Raw genomic sequence first — 15,093 nt, 5'->3', positions numbered from 1 at the left:
CTCTGTGGATGGCATAAAACCCTTTGACTCCAACTTGCTGTTCTCATAGCCTGTTGGAGCAATATTAAGCTCATCTAAATAAATGTGGAGTTGATTGCCAACCTGATCGACTTCTAAAATCTGAAAGTATTCTAAAAGCCCTTCGGGCATCAATAGTGATAGTAATTTGCGTTCGGCGTCTTGCAAGGGAGATCTGTATTAAAGATGCTAAATTAGCAAATTTTTGATATTCCCCCAAGAATTCTGATTGATCCCTTTAATGGCTTGATTCATAGTTTTTTATGGGTATAAAAAAAGGAGACACTTTCTGTTAAGTGTCTCCTTAAGTGGAGCTGGAGAGATTCGAACTCTCGTCCAGTCATGGTACTGTATATGCTTTCTACATGTTTAGCTTCTCTTTGATTGTCGGGCGAGGGAAGGTGAGTCGCTTACCTATACCGTACGCCGTAGTTGCTGTTTCTCACAAGTGCTTAGCAACATCACACTTGCAAGTTCTATCGTTCGATGCCCCAAATGTTAAACCAAAGAACAGGATCTAACGGGACAAATAGCTATGTTAAGTCTAACTTAAGCAGCTAAGGCGTAGTTTTCTTCGCCAGTTATAATTCTGAAAGTTCAGATTAAAGTGCTCTACTAACAACGCACTACATGCTTACATAACCGTCTCCATCCTGTCAATTCCGGTCAACCCCAATTATGTTTAGCAAAGATACGACTTTTTTGATAATAAATCAACTGAAGGTTCATTCTAGCTGATAAATTGAGGGAAACGAGGCTGTTAAGCCTGTTTATACGCTATAAGAAAACCCCAGCTATTTTATCTTCTGGGGTTTTATAAAAGTTGCATGCTGCTTATTTAAGTAAACCTGCCCGTTTGAGTAGAGGCTCAACAGACGGCTCCTGTCCCCTAAATCGTTTATAGAGTAGCATTGGATGTTCTGTTCCGCCTTTGGATAAGATATTATCTTGGAATTTATGGGCAATTTCGGTGTTGAAAATGCCATTTTGTTTGAAATAATCAAAAGCATCTGCGTCCAGTACTTCGGCCCATTTGTAGCTGTAGTAACCTGATGAGTAGCCGCCATTGAAAATATGGGAGAAGGCTGTGCTCATCGCATTCTCTTTGACATCAGGGTACAATTTGGTGGATGCGAATTGTTCATCTTCGAATGTTTTCAGATCAGCAATAGCACTTGGGTTTTGTCCATGCCAGCCCATATCCAATAAGCCAAAGCTCAATTGGCGCATCGTGGCCATTCCTTCCAGAAAAGATGCACTCTCACGGATTTTTTCCACCAATTCCATTGGGATCACTTCTCCTGTTTCATAATGTTTGGCAAACAATTCCAAGGCCTCTTTTTCGTAGCACCAGTTTTCCATGACCTGGCTTGGCAATTCAACAAAATCCCAATAGACAGAGGTGCCGGATAAGGTTGGATAAATAGTGTCAGCCAACATACCATGCAGCGCATGACCGAATTCATGAAATAGTGTTGTAACCTCCTGAAAGGTCAATAAGGATGGTTTTGTTGCCGTCGGGCGGGTGAAGTTGCATACAATGGAAACATGCGGACGCTCTTGTTTTCCGTCCTGTACGTACTGCGGCTTGAAGGAAGTCATCCAGGCACCATTTCGTTTCCCTTTACGTGGAAAGAAATCGGCATAGAAGATAGCGACGAGGTCGCCGTTATCTTTGGTGACTTCAAAGGTCTGTACTTCTTCGTGGTAGGTTTCAATATCCTTGACTTCTTTGAAATTGATGCCAAATAGGCGGTGTGCAACCTCAAATGCACCATGTAGCACATTTTCGAGCTTGAAATAGGGCTTAAGCTTCTCGTCATCCAGATTAAAACGTTCTTGTTTTAGTTTCTCCGCATAGTATGCACCATCCCATTTCTCCAGCTGTTCGATGCCGTCCAGTTTCTTAGCAAAAGCACTTAATTCAGTGAACTCCCGCTGCGCGGCTGGTTTCGCCTTCCCGAGCAAATCATTCAGAAACTCGGTTACCTTCGTCGGATTCTGTGCCATTCGTTCAGCCAGCACAAAATCTGCATGGGTGGCATATCCTAATAATTTAGCGCGTTCAAAACGTAGTTTTACAATTTTTAATACGTTTTCAACGTTGTTATATTCATTGTCCTGAAAAGCCTTTCGCCCTGCGGCCAAGGTGATTTCCCTACGCAATTCGCGGTTGTCGGCATAGGTTACGAAAGGGAGGTAACTTGGGAAATCCAGGGTAAATAACCAGCCTTCTTTTTCATTGGCCTTGGCCAATGCATGGGCTGCCTCAATGGCTCCCTCCGGAAGTCCAGCCAAATCTTTTTCCTCAGTAACCAGCAGTTGATAAGCATTGGTTTCCGCAAGGACATTCTCTCCGAATTTTAGTTTTAAAAGCGATAGCTCAGCATCAATTGCGCGCAGCTGTTCTTTCTGCTCATCGTTCAATAGTGCTCCATTGCGGACAAAATCCTTGTATGATTTTTCCAATAACGTTGTTTGCTCTGCTGTAAGTGTCAGTTGATCTTTTTGATCATAAACTGCTTTTACACGTTTGAACAGGTCAAAGTTTAAGGTAATATCATTGCCTAAAGCGGATAATTTTGGGGCAACGTCCTGTGCTATCTTTTCTAGTTCATCATTGGTCTCTGCGGAATGCAGGTTGAAAAAGATACTGGACAATCTATCTAAGGTCTGTCCGGAATAAGACATCGCTGCAATGGTATTGTCAAATGTAGCTTCTTCGGGATTATCGACGATGGCGTCGACCTCAGCTTTTGTTTTTTGGATTGCTGCGTCAAACGCAGGGATATAATCTTCGTTTTTTATCTGTGAAAACGGAGCGGTATCATGCTTCGTTTTGAATTTTTCTGTTAAAATACTCATAAAGGTAAATGTAATAAATATTTATATGAAGCGCTAAAATCAATGTAAATTATGTGCTGGGAATGATATTTCTGGGAAATGGGTATATTCGGAACATGAAACTGAAATCTATTTATCTCTTGATATTAACAATCGCACTGGTCATGATGATGATAACAGAGCTGCAGGCACAACAGAACTGTGATTCTCTAAAAAAGGAGGTACCCGCGTTCTGTAAGCTCCTGGATGACGATGCGCGTTTGGAATTTCCAAAAGATTATGTGAAAATCGCTGCTTGCATGAATATCGATTCTGTAACGGAAACGCTGCTGGGCTATGACATGGTCAAGATGAAAGCATTGCAACTGCAACGGGAAAAAAACAGAGTTTTCACTTACGGTGACTGGATGGATATGGTCGTAGAACTGAAAGCAGGAAAAGAATACCGTAATGCCGTGCAGATGATGCAATTGATCCAGCACAGCATTAACCGTGCCGACTGGGCGCAATTACTTAGATTGATGAAAGAGAGTCTGCTGCCTGGGCATTTAGAGGCTCTTGAACTGGATAAGGTAGAAAAAATGCTTTTTGACCCGAAGAACAAAGGAAGAAAATTTATTGAAGTGATGGAGCAGATTAAATGAGAGAATGTATTGGATTATACCGCTATAGGGAATACAGTGGGATTGATAAGACTGAGATTGATAAAAAAAGGCTGTCCAATTTGATTGAACAGCCCATTTTTTATAATATATACTGATTATGCTAATTTGCCTAATGCTACTTTGATGCGCTTTAATGCTTCGATCAGACTTTCGTCAGAAGCAGCATACGATAAGCGGATGTAGTTGTCATTACCAAATGAATCACCGCCTACAGTAGCGACATGGCCAACATTCAGTAGATATAAAGCTAGATCAGACGAGTTTTTGATGATATTACCATCCTGATCTTTCTTACCAAAGAAGGAAGAAATTTCCGGGAAGAAGTAGAATGCGCCTTCTGGAAGATTGGTACGTACTCCCGGGATATCGCTCAATAGATCGTAAACCAATTGACGACGGCGCGCAAAAGCTTCTTTCATTTTATTGACTGACGCTAATCCTTGCTCGTAAGCGACGATACCGGCACGTTGTGAAATAGAACAAGTCCCTGAGGTTGTCTGGCCTTGTAATTTATCATTTGCCGCAGCAATTGTTTTGTTTGCCGCAATATAACCCAAACGCCAGCCTGTCATGGCAAAGGCTTTTGAAAAACCATTGATGATAATAACGCGATCTTTGATGCTGTCAAACTGTGCGATAGATTCGTGTTTGTCCACAAAGTTAATGTGCTCATAGATCTCATCAGATAAAATAAATATCTGTGGATATTTTTCAAAAACTTTCGCTAATGCCGCTAATTCATCTTTACTATAAACTGTTCCAGTTGGATTGTTTGGTGAAGAGAACATGAACAGTTTGGTTTTTGGCGTAATGGCCGCTTCCAATTGCTCTGGCGTAATCTTAAAGTTATTGTCGATTTCTGTATTGATAAAGACTGATTTTCCCTCTGCTAAAATAACCATCTCCGAGTAGGATACCCAGTATGGTGTTGGTATGATTACCTCGTCACCTGGATTGATCAACGTTAGGATCACATTAGACAGGGATTGTTTTGCACCTGTTGAAACAACGATCTGCGAAATATCATAATCCAGATTATTCTCTGTTTTTAGCTTATTTACAATCGCCTGACGCAATTCAGGGTATCCTGGTACTGGCGAATAACGTGTCCAGTTTTCATCCAAGGCCTTTTTTGCTGCATCTTTTACATGTTCAGGAGTGTTAAAATCAGGTTCACCTACGCTAAGGCTGATTACATTAACGCCTTTTGCTGCTAATTCGCGGCCCAACTTGGTCATTTTAAGTGTAGCCGATTCGGACAAATTATTTATCCTGTCTGATAAGTATGATGATGTGCTCATGGTAAGACAAAGATATTATATACGTTGCAAATAATGGTCTTTATTTTTGAAAATTTACAAAGAAAAAGGTTGTTTTTGTTGGGGCTTTGCTAACAAAAAGCGATTGATGCGATTTAGCCCGCTAATAATTGACATCGCTGTGCTATTGATGTGCAAAACTAATCGAGTTGATTTGGCGTTATATATTTACCTTTGCCCTACAAAATACAGGTCATGTCGAAACAAACAAGATTGGTTTTATTATCGCTGTTTACAGGATTAGGCTTAATGCTCATTAAGTTCGTAGCTTATTTTTTGACAGATTCCAGTGCCATCTTTACAGATGCCGCCGAAAGCATCGTCAATGTGATCGCGTCTGGTTTCGCTTTCTATAGTATTTATCTTGCGGCACAGCCTAAAGATGAAAATCACCCCTATGGACACGGTAAAGTTGAGTTCTTTTCTGTTTTCCTTGAGGGGGGACTGATTTTTATAGCTGGAGCGATTATTTTAGCCAAAGCCTGTTATAATATCTTTTTTCCGGCAGAGATAACTCATCTCATACAGGGGATCTACTTGATCGGAATCACCTCGCTGATCAATTTTGCTGTGGGATTTTATATCATGAAAAGGGGACGCGCCCTTGGGTCCATTACCCTAATTGCCGACGGCAAACACCTGCAGGTGGATGCTTACAGTACAATTGGATTGATATTGGGTTTAATCCTGATGAAACTAACGGGATTCCAATGGATCGATGTGGTAATCTCTATTATATTGGGGCTCTTTATCTTGTTAAATGGCTATAAATTACTTCGGCAGTCTATCGGTGGCCTGATGGATGAATCAGATACCGAACTTGTGCAGGATGTGGTAGCGATTTTGGAACGTAATCGTAAGGATGAGTGGATTGACGTGCATAATCTTCGGGTGCAGCGCTATGGCAATGAACTGCATGTCGACTGTCACCTCACTTTGCCAAACTACCTTGACCTGGTAAAAGTTCATGATGAGATTTCGGCTGTTGATAAGATTGTCAATAAAGAAATGTCCGTGCGTACGGAGTTTTTTGTCCATGCCGATCCCTGTCTCCCGCAATGCTGCCGGTACTGTCAGGTCGCGGACTGCCCGATACGTTCAGAACAGTTTAAAGGTAAGATCGCATGGGATATGGATAAGGTGACACGCAACCAGAAACATTTTTCCTATGCCGTAGCGGATCAAAAATAAAATGCTTTTTGCTTGTGTCTCATGTATATAGCAAAACTCTTCATCAGACTAAAGTCAACTGATGAAAAATATACTTGATTCTATAAATATGTATAAAAAAAGGTATCTTTGCCCTTTAGCAAAAGAGTTTAAAAATCCTATATGAAGCACATTCGTAATTTCTGTATTATTGCGCATATCGACCATGGCAAAAGTACTTTGGCAGATCGCCTTTTAGAGTATACCAATACCATTAGTCAGCGCGAAGCACAGGCACAATTACTTGATAATATGGATTTGGAACGTGAACGTGGTATTACGATCAAGAGTCACGCCATCCAAATGAATTATAAAAAAGATGGTCAAGAATATATTTTGAACCTGATTGATACTCCCGGACACGTTGATTTTTCTTATGAAGTATCCCGTTCTATTGCTGCCTGTGAAGGGGCTTTATTGATTGTGGATGCCTCACAGGGTATTCAGGCACAAACAATTTCAAATTTATATTTGGCTTTAGAGCATGACCTCGAAATCATCCCGATTTTAAACAAGATGGATCTTCCGGGTGCGATGCCCGAAGAGGTGAAAGATCAAATTGTGGATCTAATCGGTGGTGAACGTGAGGCAATTATTCCTGCTTCCGGAAAGACAGGTCTTGGGGTCCCAGATATCCTGGAAGCCATTGTTGAACGTATACCACATCCTGTGGGGGAGGCTGACGCACCGTTGCAAGCATTGATTTTTGACTCGGTGTTTAACTCTTTTCGTGGGATCATGGCTTATTTCAAAGTTGAAAACGGCGAGATCCGTAAAGGGGACAGAGTGAAATTCGTAGCTACGGGTAAAGAATATTTTGCTGATGAGATCGGTACTTTGAAGCTTAACCAAGTGCCAAAAGAGGTTATTAAAACAGGGGACGTAGGCTATATTATCTCCGGTATCAAGGAGGCACGTGAAGTGAAAGTAGGGGATACCATTACACATAAAGATCGTCCTTGTGCTGAGGCAATCCAAGGATTTGAGGAAGTGAAACCAATGGTCTTTGCCGGTATCTACCCTGTAGATACAGAAGACTACGAGGAACTACGTGAATCAATGCACCGCCTGCAGTTGAACGACGCTTCTCTGGTCTTTGAACCGGAGTCTTCAGCGGCCTTAGGTTTTGGTTTCCGTTGTGGTTTCTTAGGAATGCTTCACATGGAAATTATTCAGGAACGTCTGGAAAGAGAGTTTGACATGACGGTAATCACTACGGTTCCCAACGTGTCCTATAAAGCGTATATGACGAAGGATAAGGAAGAGGTGATCGTACACAACCCTTCGGATTTACCTGATCCAAGTAAATTGGATTCGATTGAAGAACCTTATATCAAAGCGAATATCATTACTAAATCGGATTTTGTAGGACCGATCATGTCACTGTGTATTCAAAAACGTGGTACGATTATGAATCAGCATTACCTGACTTCGGATCGTGTAGAATTGGTCTTTGAAATGCCAATGGGTGAGATCGTATTTGATTTCTATGACAAGTTGAAAACAATTTCCAAAGGGTATGCTTCATTTGACTATCACCAGATCGGTTACCGTACTTCGGATCTGGTTAAACTGGATATCCGATTGAATGATGAGCCGGTGGACGCCCTGTCTTCTTTGATCCACCGAAGCAATGCCTACGATTTCGGTAAGAAAATCTGTGAGAAACTGAAGGAACTTCTTCCGCGTCAACAGTTTGAGATCCGCATCCAAGCTTCTATTGGTGCAAAAATTATCGCCCGGGAGACGATTTCTGCCTTACGTAAGGATGTGACGGCAAAATGTTACGGTGGTGATATCTCGCGAAAACGTAAATTGTTGGAAAAGCAGAAAAAAGGTAAAAAACGCATGCGTCAGGTTGGGAACGTAGAAATTCCGCAATCAGCATTTATGGCGGTATTGAAATTGGATTAATAAGATTTTAAATTATACAAAATAAAGGAGCTCTTGGGCTCCTTTTAAATACAATCAAATCTCCTAAACATGAATCTATTAGATGGTAAACTAGTTTCCGAAAAAATTAAAGAGCAGATTGCGTTAGATGCAGCTGAATTTACAACTCAAACGGGTCGGAAACCACATTTGGTAGCTATCCTGGTTGGTAACGACGGTGGTAGCGAGACTTATGTGGCGAGCAAAATGCGTAATTGTCAATTGGTAGGCTTTGAGTCGACAAACATCCGTTATGATGAGACGATCTCTGAAGAGGAATTGATCGCTAAGGTCAAAGAAATCAATAAAGATGATTCCATCGATGGTCTGATCGTTCAATTGCCTTTACCAAAACATATTGACCCGGACAAAATTACCGAAGCCATTGATTATCGCAAGGATGTGGATGGATTTCACCCGATCAATTTGGGTCGTATGCAACGCAATCTTCCGTGTTTTATCCCAGCGACACCCTATGGTATTATGTTGATGTTGGATTACTACAAGATCGAGACTGCAGGTAAACATGCCGTAGTCGTTGGTAGAAGTAATATCGTTGGTTCTCCCATGAGTATTTTACTGGCACGTAATGCCAACCCCGGAAACTGTACTGTGACCTTAACGCATAGCCGTACTAAAGATCTTAAGACCGAAGTATTGCGCGGGGATATCGTCGTGGCAGCGATCGGTAGAAAGAATTTCGTTACTGCGGATATGGTTAAAGAGGGAGCTGTAGTGATTGACGTGGGTATAAATAGAGAAACATCCACTGAAACAAAGTCTGGATTTAAATTATATGGTGACGTGGACTTTGAGCATGTTGCCCCTAAAGCTTCTTGGATCACTCCGGTTCCGGGTGGTGTAGGGCTGATGACAATTGTTGGATTATTGAAAAATACATTGGAAGCTGCCAAGGGAACAATTTATCCGAAACAGTAAGTTTGTCTATTTGGCATAGAAGTTGTAAATTAAAGACTAATTAATCATATAATTACAAACTTACATGGAGATATCATGTGGTTGTTATGACTCATAAATAGATGAATATAACCTCCTGATGACTTCTTGCCATTAAAAAACAAATATTCTAATGAAAAAAATTGCACTTTTAGCGGTAGTAGCAGGAGCATTGGTAATGTCTTCTTGTAACAATTCAGAGAAAAAAGCGTCAGATTCGACTGATACTGCACAAACAGTAGGCGAGCATGTAGATGCAGCGATTGCAGACTTAAAGAACGCCGAAGAAAGCGCGCGTTTGAAAGCTGAGGAAGCAAAAAAGGCTTTAGATGAAGCGATTGCCAAAGGTGATAAAGCTGCTGAAGAAAAAGCACGTGCTGCTTCGGAAGAGGCTAATACAGCTTGGGAAAAAACCAAAACAGCTTTACGTGACGCGGGGCAGGATGTGAAGGAAGGGTTGAAAGACGCAAAAGATGCTACGGTAGACGCTGCGAATACAGCCGCCGATAAAACCAAAGATGTGGCAAAAGATGTCGCGGATGGTACTAAAAAAGTCGCCGGTGATGTTGCTGATGGTACTAAAAAGGTAGCTAAAGATGTTGCTTCTGGCACAAAAGAAGCTGCTAAAGATGTGAAAGACGCTTTTAAAAAGTAGTACCGACCTGAGCGGCAAAGCCCAAAAAATGTATAGTTGAAAACCAATCCACGTAGTGCGGGATTAAGTTAAAAAAGTAGGGAACAGAAACGTTTCCTATTTTTTTACAACTTATACTAGGCTCAAGAATAGACCGGCAGCGCCCATGTCATCATGGTATAATCCAACGTATTTAAAATTTAAAGTATTCAATACGATGACTGGCCCTATTATTATCCTTGTAATCTGTTTGTGGTTCGGCTATCGCTCCACTTGGTTTAATTTATTTATTGTAATAATCCCATAGCAGTTTGGAGAGCTTACGTGTCAGCACTTCTGCTGCATTGGTTTTGCCCCAACTCTGATCCTGATTGTTTTTAGTGAATATACTAAAGACATAATCGCCTTTGGGTGCATTGACCAACATTACTTCATTACGTACATCATCCAATGATCCCGTTTTGGAGGCGGCCTTTACGGTCGAAGGAATCTGGGAAAGCCCTCTTTCATCATAGAACATATTGCCCAGAAAACGATACATGCGATCGGAGGATTTTTCCGAGATGACCTTTCCCTGACGGATCAGGGTAAGGAGGTCGGCCATCTCTTTTGGTGTGGTCTGTCCCCAGCCATATTTTTCCCAGTCCGTTTTTCTTCCTTCCGTTTGTGAGTTTACACGCGTATGCCGCAATTGAAGGTCGGCCATCAGCGTATTGATAGCTATTCCACCACCTGCAAGTTTTTGATTCCAGATACTCGTGACATTGTCACTATAAGAAAGCATAAGAGCAATAAGTGTCTTGAGATCAACCTTGCTGCTGTCCTTAAAGAATTGCATCAGGCCCGAACCGCCATATTTTTGGCTCTCGCGGTAGACAAGCTCCTGATCTAATTGCAACTGTCCTTTTTCAATTTTATCAAAGACGCCCACTAAAATCGGGATTTTGACAACACTTGCTGTGGGAAAGATGCTGTCGGCTCCGATATTAACTTCCTTGTGTTTTTTTAGGTCATGTACATAGACACCTACTTCTCCCTGAAAACCATGAATAAGCTGTTTAATTTGTTGTTCGAGTTTTCTATCAGTGCTTCGTTTTTGCCCGAAAGAGCATAAGGATAGAAATAGTAACGTAAATGATAATAAAATTTTACTCATAGTCAAGGGGTTATGTGTATTAAATGTGATGAATAATCGTTATTTTTATTGTTCAGTGGGCTTAAGTTATGAAATATCCACGATCGAAAGCAAAAACAGGAATGAAAATAACCTGAATATTTGATATTCTCAAGAGACAGACTATTGCATATGAAATTATTTATGATTTTGATTGGTTGTAAACCTAAAAATAGACGTACGGAACAACATGATATTTTTTTCGGAATCGGAAATGAACTGAAGGATTTTATAGATCCAATTAAAGATTTTTGGCCTGATGCCGATGGAAAAATTCATATTGATGCTTATCGGATCGTCAATAAAATCGGCGAGTATGAAATTGCGGTCGTGGAAAAAAATGATGCGGCAATTTCTGACACGGAATTGAAGTTGTTTTTTGTCAATCTTGGCGGTTATAAACCGAATGAATTTGATGAATTTCACTATAAAGAACTTATTGTTGCGCCGAATTTGGGAAAGGCTACTGAGAAGGCTAAACGAACCGTTTTTTGGAAACACCATAGTACCGCTCATATTGATGATAAATATGGCCTCGATGTCGATGATATTTATGAAATAGAAGACCTGTTGCTTGATGCTGATAAGGAAAAATACCATATTCAGATTGTGCCTAAAACAGGATTGAAAGAAGATGTGATTGCAAATGGTTATTTTAAACTGAGCGCTTTATAAGCGATTTTGGAAGGATACGTTGGTAACTAAAAACAATATTGTCGGTATAAAAATAGCGGGCTTCTTAAAAAGAAGCCCGCTATTTTTATACCGAGACAAGTGTTACTGCATGGTGTTTGTCTGTATTATTCTATACCTTGTTGATCTCTATGTTGTTTACGGATGACACTATGCTTCTTGCCATAAACGAAGTAAATCAATAGGCCTAAAGCCAGCCAGATTGCCAGACGCTCCCAGCTTTCAATAGGTAATGAGGCCATCATCAGTACACAGACAAGGATACCCATGATCGGAACAAATGGAACTAAAGGTGTTTTGAATGGACGTTCCAGATTGGGATCTGTTTTGCGGAGTACCAATATCCCTACACAAACCAATGTAAACGCAAATAAGGTTCCTATACTCACCATGTGACCAAGATCGGAGACGGGAACAAATCCAGCGAAGATACTTACGAAGACCATAAAGATTGCATTTGTTTTCCAAGGAGTCTGTCTTTTGGAAAGGTCCGAAAATATTTTTGGAAGCAGGCCATCTTTACTCATGGAGTAGAATACACGGCTTTGTCCTAGTAACATGACTAGAATAACGGATGTATAACCTGCAATAATCGTAATAATTAATGCTGTATTTAGAAAATGGTATCCTGTTTTCGCAAATGCCGTTGCTACTGGTTTGGCATCGCCTTTAAACATGGTATAATTTTCAATACCTGTCATTACATAGGAGAACAATACATAAAGAAGGGTACAGATAACCAATGAGCCGATAATACCAATTGGCATACCTTTTTTGGGATTTTTTGCTTCCTGAGCAGCAGTACTTACTGCATCAAAGCCAATGAAAGCAAAGAATACAACACCCGCTGCACGCAATACACCGCTAAACCCAAAATGACCAAAGTCATCGCTCTTTAAAAAAGTCCACAGACTTTGTTGACCATTTTTGACCATTTCCTCGCCTGCATTTACCGGAATAAATGGGTCGTGGTTTGCAGGGTTGATAAAGCTCCAGCCCAATGCGATAAAAATCAATACGACACCTACTTTTAAGATTACCAGGATGTTGTTTACGCGTGACGATTCCTGTGTTCCACGCATTAATAGCAGAGAAAGCAAACATACAATAATGATTGCCGGTAAATTAACCATACCACCTTCCCAAGGGCCTTTCAGTAGGGTGTCGGGTAAATGGATGTGGAAAATCATCAGGAGCTGATTAAAGTATTGCGACCAACTGACGGCTACGGTGGCACCGGCGAGGGCATACTCCAGAACAAGATCCCAACCGATGATCCAGGCTACAAATTCCCCCATTGTCGCATAGGAGTAGGTGTAAGCACTTCCGGCGACCGGAATCATGGACGCAAATTCGGCGTAACATAGGCCGGCAAAAGCACAACCAACGGCAGCGATAATAAACGATAGGATAACAGCGGGACCAGCATTCTCTGCAGCGGCAATTCCAGTTAAGGAAAATAGTCCTGCTCCAATAATGGCTCCAACGCCTAGCGCAATTAATCCGCCACTCGTTAATGTTCGTTTTAGGGTATGTTCACCATTTTCATTTGCCTCAGCAATCAGTTTAGGAATCGATTTTTTAAATAGCATAGGGTTAATTCTTTACGATATTTAGCTTTTTAATTGTTTAATTAATGTCAAATATAAATGATATCAACGACAAAAGGGAAGATTGCGCTTCCCTTTTGTAATAAAATTTTGTATTAGATATAAATCAAATGATTGTATCCTATTAGTATGCTGCTGTAAAGCGTTTGTTTATAAATTGTTTATTTGCGATCTCGTCAACGATGGCAACAGCAAGATCTTCAACAGATAGTCTTGAACGCCCTTCGTGATCAAATACCGGCGCGTCCAATCCTGTACGGTACTTACCAGTTCGCACACCACCTGCCTGTGGATTCATTTCTATGGCAGGACTGATCATTGTCCATTCGAGTTGATCTTCTTTGCGGATGGTATCTAAGTAATCTGCGGCGGCCAGTGCTCCAGGTTTGATCTCTTTTGGAAATTCATGTGAATCGACAAGACGATTACCCTCGATTAACAAACTTCCCGCTCCACCGACGACAATAAAACGTTTCACGCCGGCATCTTTAACCGCCTCTTGAATGGCTAAAGCCCCTTTAGTAAAATCTTCGTAGAGGTTGGGGTTGGTCCAACCAGCGTTAAATGCCGAAACAACAACATCTGTGCCTGTCAGAGCGCTTACCAGTTGATCGTGATTATTGATATCAACAGCTAATTTTGTTATGCTGTCATTCGATCGAATGTTTTCTGTATGGCGAGCGAGTGCAACGACTTCGTAATTTCGGTCAACCAATTCTTTCACAAGATGTGTTCCTACATATCCTGTGGATCCAATTACTGCTACTTTCATGTGTTTTTAATTAAATGTTTTACTAAAATCAGCAAGCGTCATTTTTTCCAGACGCAATGCAATATCAGTGTCGACTTCCTGATAAAGCTCCTGCAATTTGGCATTGATGTTTTTACCGACAATACAAGCTGGGTTTGGGGTGTTGAATTTACCCGATAGCTCATTTTGTTTAGTACTTTGATAAATGTCGGCAAGGGTGATGCGCTCTTTTTCATTATTTATGCGAATGCCGCCACCTTTGCCCTCTTTACTGATTAATAAAGCGGCCGCTTTCAGGGAGGAAATTTCCTTTCGGACAACAACAGCGTTTACCTGGATACTTGAAGCAATATATTCAGAGGAAAGCCATTGTCCGGACTCCTCCAATTGTGCTAAGACCATAATATGTAAAGCTGTTGCAAATCTCAAGTTGTGTAACATCCCGTGCTGATTTTCTGATTTTGATAACACAAAAGTAATGGAAAAGGTTTTAAACTGAAATAAAAAATATTACAGTTTAAAACCTTCTGACAATCACATGATAAAAAGTCTTGTTTTTTATTTTTTCTCGTTAAATTTCTTGTAACTATCCATCACGTAGACCCGTAATGTTTCCTGGCTGCTATTTTGGATAAACTTATAAGAAGGTCTGAATCTTTCTTTAAATAAAGCCAGTTCGGAGCCGTCAAGCGGTGTTACTTCTTTAATGAGATTGTCTGTAAACTTGCGGTCAACCGTTCTTTTTTCGAGTTCCGCGACAAGAAGTTTATAATTTGAGCGAGCCTGTTTCCCTTCCTTGCTGAATATACGGCTTGGAGAGATACGGATCCCGCCGCGGTTTTGGCTGGCATCCGAATATTTTCCGGCGACTTTTTCGCGCTGGATTTCAGCTGCAAGTCTACTATCGGTCATCCGTTCAACAACAACTTGATTCAATTCAATGGGAGTATTTATTCTATTCAAATAAATTCTTCGTAAGCTCGAGTCATATATAAATACAGTATCCTGCTCGTATCCGGTTGCTTTAATCAAAAGTAGATCATTGATACTGGCATCAATCGCAAATGATCCATCCCTATTGGTCTGAACTTCTACCTTGCTCCGTAAATTCTGGATCTGTGCAGCTTCAATTTTTTCTCCGCTGACAAGCTCCATAATAATACCTTTGGTTTTTTCCTGTGCAAATAGCTGCCCGCTGATCAATATAATAAATAAGCAGCTTAGAATCGTTTGTGTGACTTTCATGGGGATATAATAAATATACATAAATGAGCTTGTTACCTTCCG

The 15,093-nt window shown here is 40.8% G+C and carries 14 protein-coding genes and 1 other RNA gene; 6 read left to right on the top strand and 9 right to left on the bottom strand.

Annotated elements, in window-relative coordinates:
* The 3 genes from D7322_RS28780 to D7322_RS19515 all read right to left on the bottom strand — a co-directional run.
* The coding region (locus tag D7322_RS28780) for an ISAon1 family transposase N-terminal region protein (RefSeq protein WP_455430954.1) at positions 1–186 on the bottom strand (186 nt) is incomplete at its 3' end.
* Between the two features lie 138 nt (positions 187–324).
* Positions 325–692, bottom strand: a transfer-messenger RNA (tmRNA) gene (gene ssrA, locus D7322_RS19520).
* A 160-nt stretch (positions 693–852) separates the two neighbouring features.
* Positions 853–2,883 (bottom strand): M3 family metallopeptidase, encoded by a 2,031-nt coding sequence (locus tag D7322_RS19515; RefSeq protein WP_121125910.1) that lies wholly within the window; start codon positions 2,881–2,883, stop codon positions 853–855.
* 143 nt (positions 2,884–3,026) lie between these two features.
* Between D7322_RS19515 and D7322_RS19510 the strand changes: the two genes are divergently transcribed.
* Positions 3,027–3,506 carry a hypothetical protein gene (locus D7322_RS19510; RefSeq protein ID WP_183078773.1) on the top strand — a complete coding sequence of 160 codons (480 nt, stop codon included), beginning with the start codon at positions 3,027–3,029 and terminating at the stop codon, positions 3,504–3,506.
* 116 nt (positions 3,507–3,622) lie between these two features.
* On the opposite strand, the gene D7322_RS19505 is transcribed toward D7322_RS19510, so the two are convergent.
* Positions 3,623–4,828, bottom strand: a complete 1,206-nt coding sequence (locus D7322_RS19505; protein WP_245971387.1) for a pyridoxal phosphate-dependent aminotransferase — start codon at positions 4,826–4,828, stop codon at positions 3,623–3,625.
* Positions 4,829–5,041: 213 nt separating this feature from the next.
* Here D7322_RS19505 and D7322_RS19500 point away from each other — a divergent pair, with 213 nt between their 5' ends.
* The 4 genes from D7322_RS19500 (at position 5,042) to D7322_RS19485 (ending at position 9,599) form a co-directional block, all read left to right on the top strand.
* On the top strand, positions 5,042–6,037 hold the full coding sequence (locus D7322_RS19500) for a cation diffusion facilitator family transporter (protein ID WP_121125907.1): 996 nt from the start codon (positions 5,042–5,044) through the stop codon (positions 6,035–6,037).
* A gap of 141 nt (positions 6,038–6,178) precedes the next feature.
* On the top strand, positions 6,179–7,969 hold the full coding sequence (gene lepA, locus D7322_RS19495) for a translation elongation factor 4 (protein WP_121125906.1): 1,791 nt from the start codon (positions 6,179–6,181) through the stop codon (positions 7,967–7,969).
* 69 nt (positions 7,970–8,038) lie between these two features.
* Positions 8,039–8,926 (top strand): bifunctional 5,10-methylenetetrahydrofolate dehydrogenase/5,10-methenyltetrahydrofolate cyclohydrolase, encoded by an 888-nt coding sequence (locus tag D7322_RS19490; RefSeq protein WP_121125905.1) that lies wholly within the window; start codon positions 8,039–8,041, stop codon positions 8,924–8,926.
* A gap of 151 nt (positions 8,927–9,077) precedes the next feature.
* Positions 9,078–9,599 carry a hypothetical protein gene (locus D7322_RS19485; RefSeq protein ID WP_121125904.1) on the top strand — a complete coding sequence of 174 codons (522 nt, stop codon included), beginning with the start codon at positions 9,078–9,080 and terminating at the stop codon, positions 9,597–9,599.
* Between the two features lie 262 nt (positions 9,600–9,861).
* Here D7322_RS19485 and D7322_RS19480 read toward each other — a convergent pair whose 3' ends face one another.
* Positions 9,862–10,734 (bottom strand): serine hydrolase, encoded by an 873-nt coding sequence (locus D7322_RS19480; protein ID WP_121125903.1) that lies wholly within the window; start codon positions 10,732–10,734, stop codon positions 9,862–9,864.
* A gap of 150 nt (positions 10,735–10,884) precedes the next feature.
* Here D7322_RS19480 and D7322_RS19475 point away from each other — a divergent pair, with 150 nt between their 5' ends.
* Positions 10,885–11,427, top strand: a complete 543-nt coding sequence (locus tag D7322_RS19475; protein WP_108636420.1) for a DUF1543 domain-containing protein — start codon at positions 10,885–10,887, stop codon at positions 11,425–11,427.
* A gap of 125 nt (positions 11,428–11,552) precedes the next feature.
* On the opposite strand, the gene D7322_RS19470 is transcribed toward D7322_RS19475, so the two are convergent.
* From D7322_RS19470 to D7322_RS19455, 4 genes are all read right to left on the bottom strand, one after another.
* Positions 11,553–13,037 carry an amino acid permease gene (locus D7322_RS19470; protein WP_121125902.1) on the bottom strand — a complete coding sequence of 495 codons (1,485 nt, stop codon included), beginning with the start codon at positions 13,035–13,037 and terminating at the stop codon, positions 11,553–11,555.
* Positions 13,038–13,179: 142 nt separating this feature from the next.
* On the bottom strand, positions 13,180–13,827 hold the full coding sequence (locus D7322_RS19465; RefSeq protein WP_121125901.1) for an NAD(P)-dependent oxidoreductase: 648 nt from the start codon (positions 13,825–13,827) through the stop codon (positions 13,180–13,182).
* Between the two features lie 6 nt (positions 13,828–13,833).
* The gene (locus D7322_RS19460; protein WP_121125900.1) at positions 13,834–14,247 is read right to left on the bottom strand and encodes an RrF2 family transcriptional regulator; all 414 of its coding nucleotides are present in this window, start codon (positions 14,245–14,247) and stop codon (positions 13,834–13,836) included.
* 117 nt (positions 14,248–14,364) lie between these two features.
* Complete coding sequence (locus D7322_RS19455; RefSeq protein ID WP_121125899.1) at positions 14,365–15,051, bottom strand: hypothetical protein; 687 nt, start codon at positions 15,049–15,051, stop codon at positions 14,365–14,367.
* Positions 15,052–15,093: the final 42 nt, after the last annotated feature.

The sequence above is a fragment of the Sphingobacterium puteale genome (assembly GCF_003627955.1).
Classification (GTDB): domain Bacteria; phylum Bacteroidota; class Bacteroidia; order Sphingobacteriales; family Sphingobacteriaceae; genus Sphingobacterium; species Sphingobacterium puteale.
The sequence above is the reverse complement of the archived record's forward strand: the minus strand, read 5'-3'. Positions and strand labels throughout refer to the sequence as shown.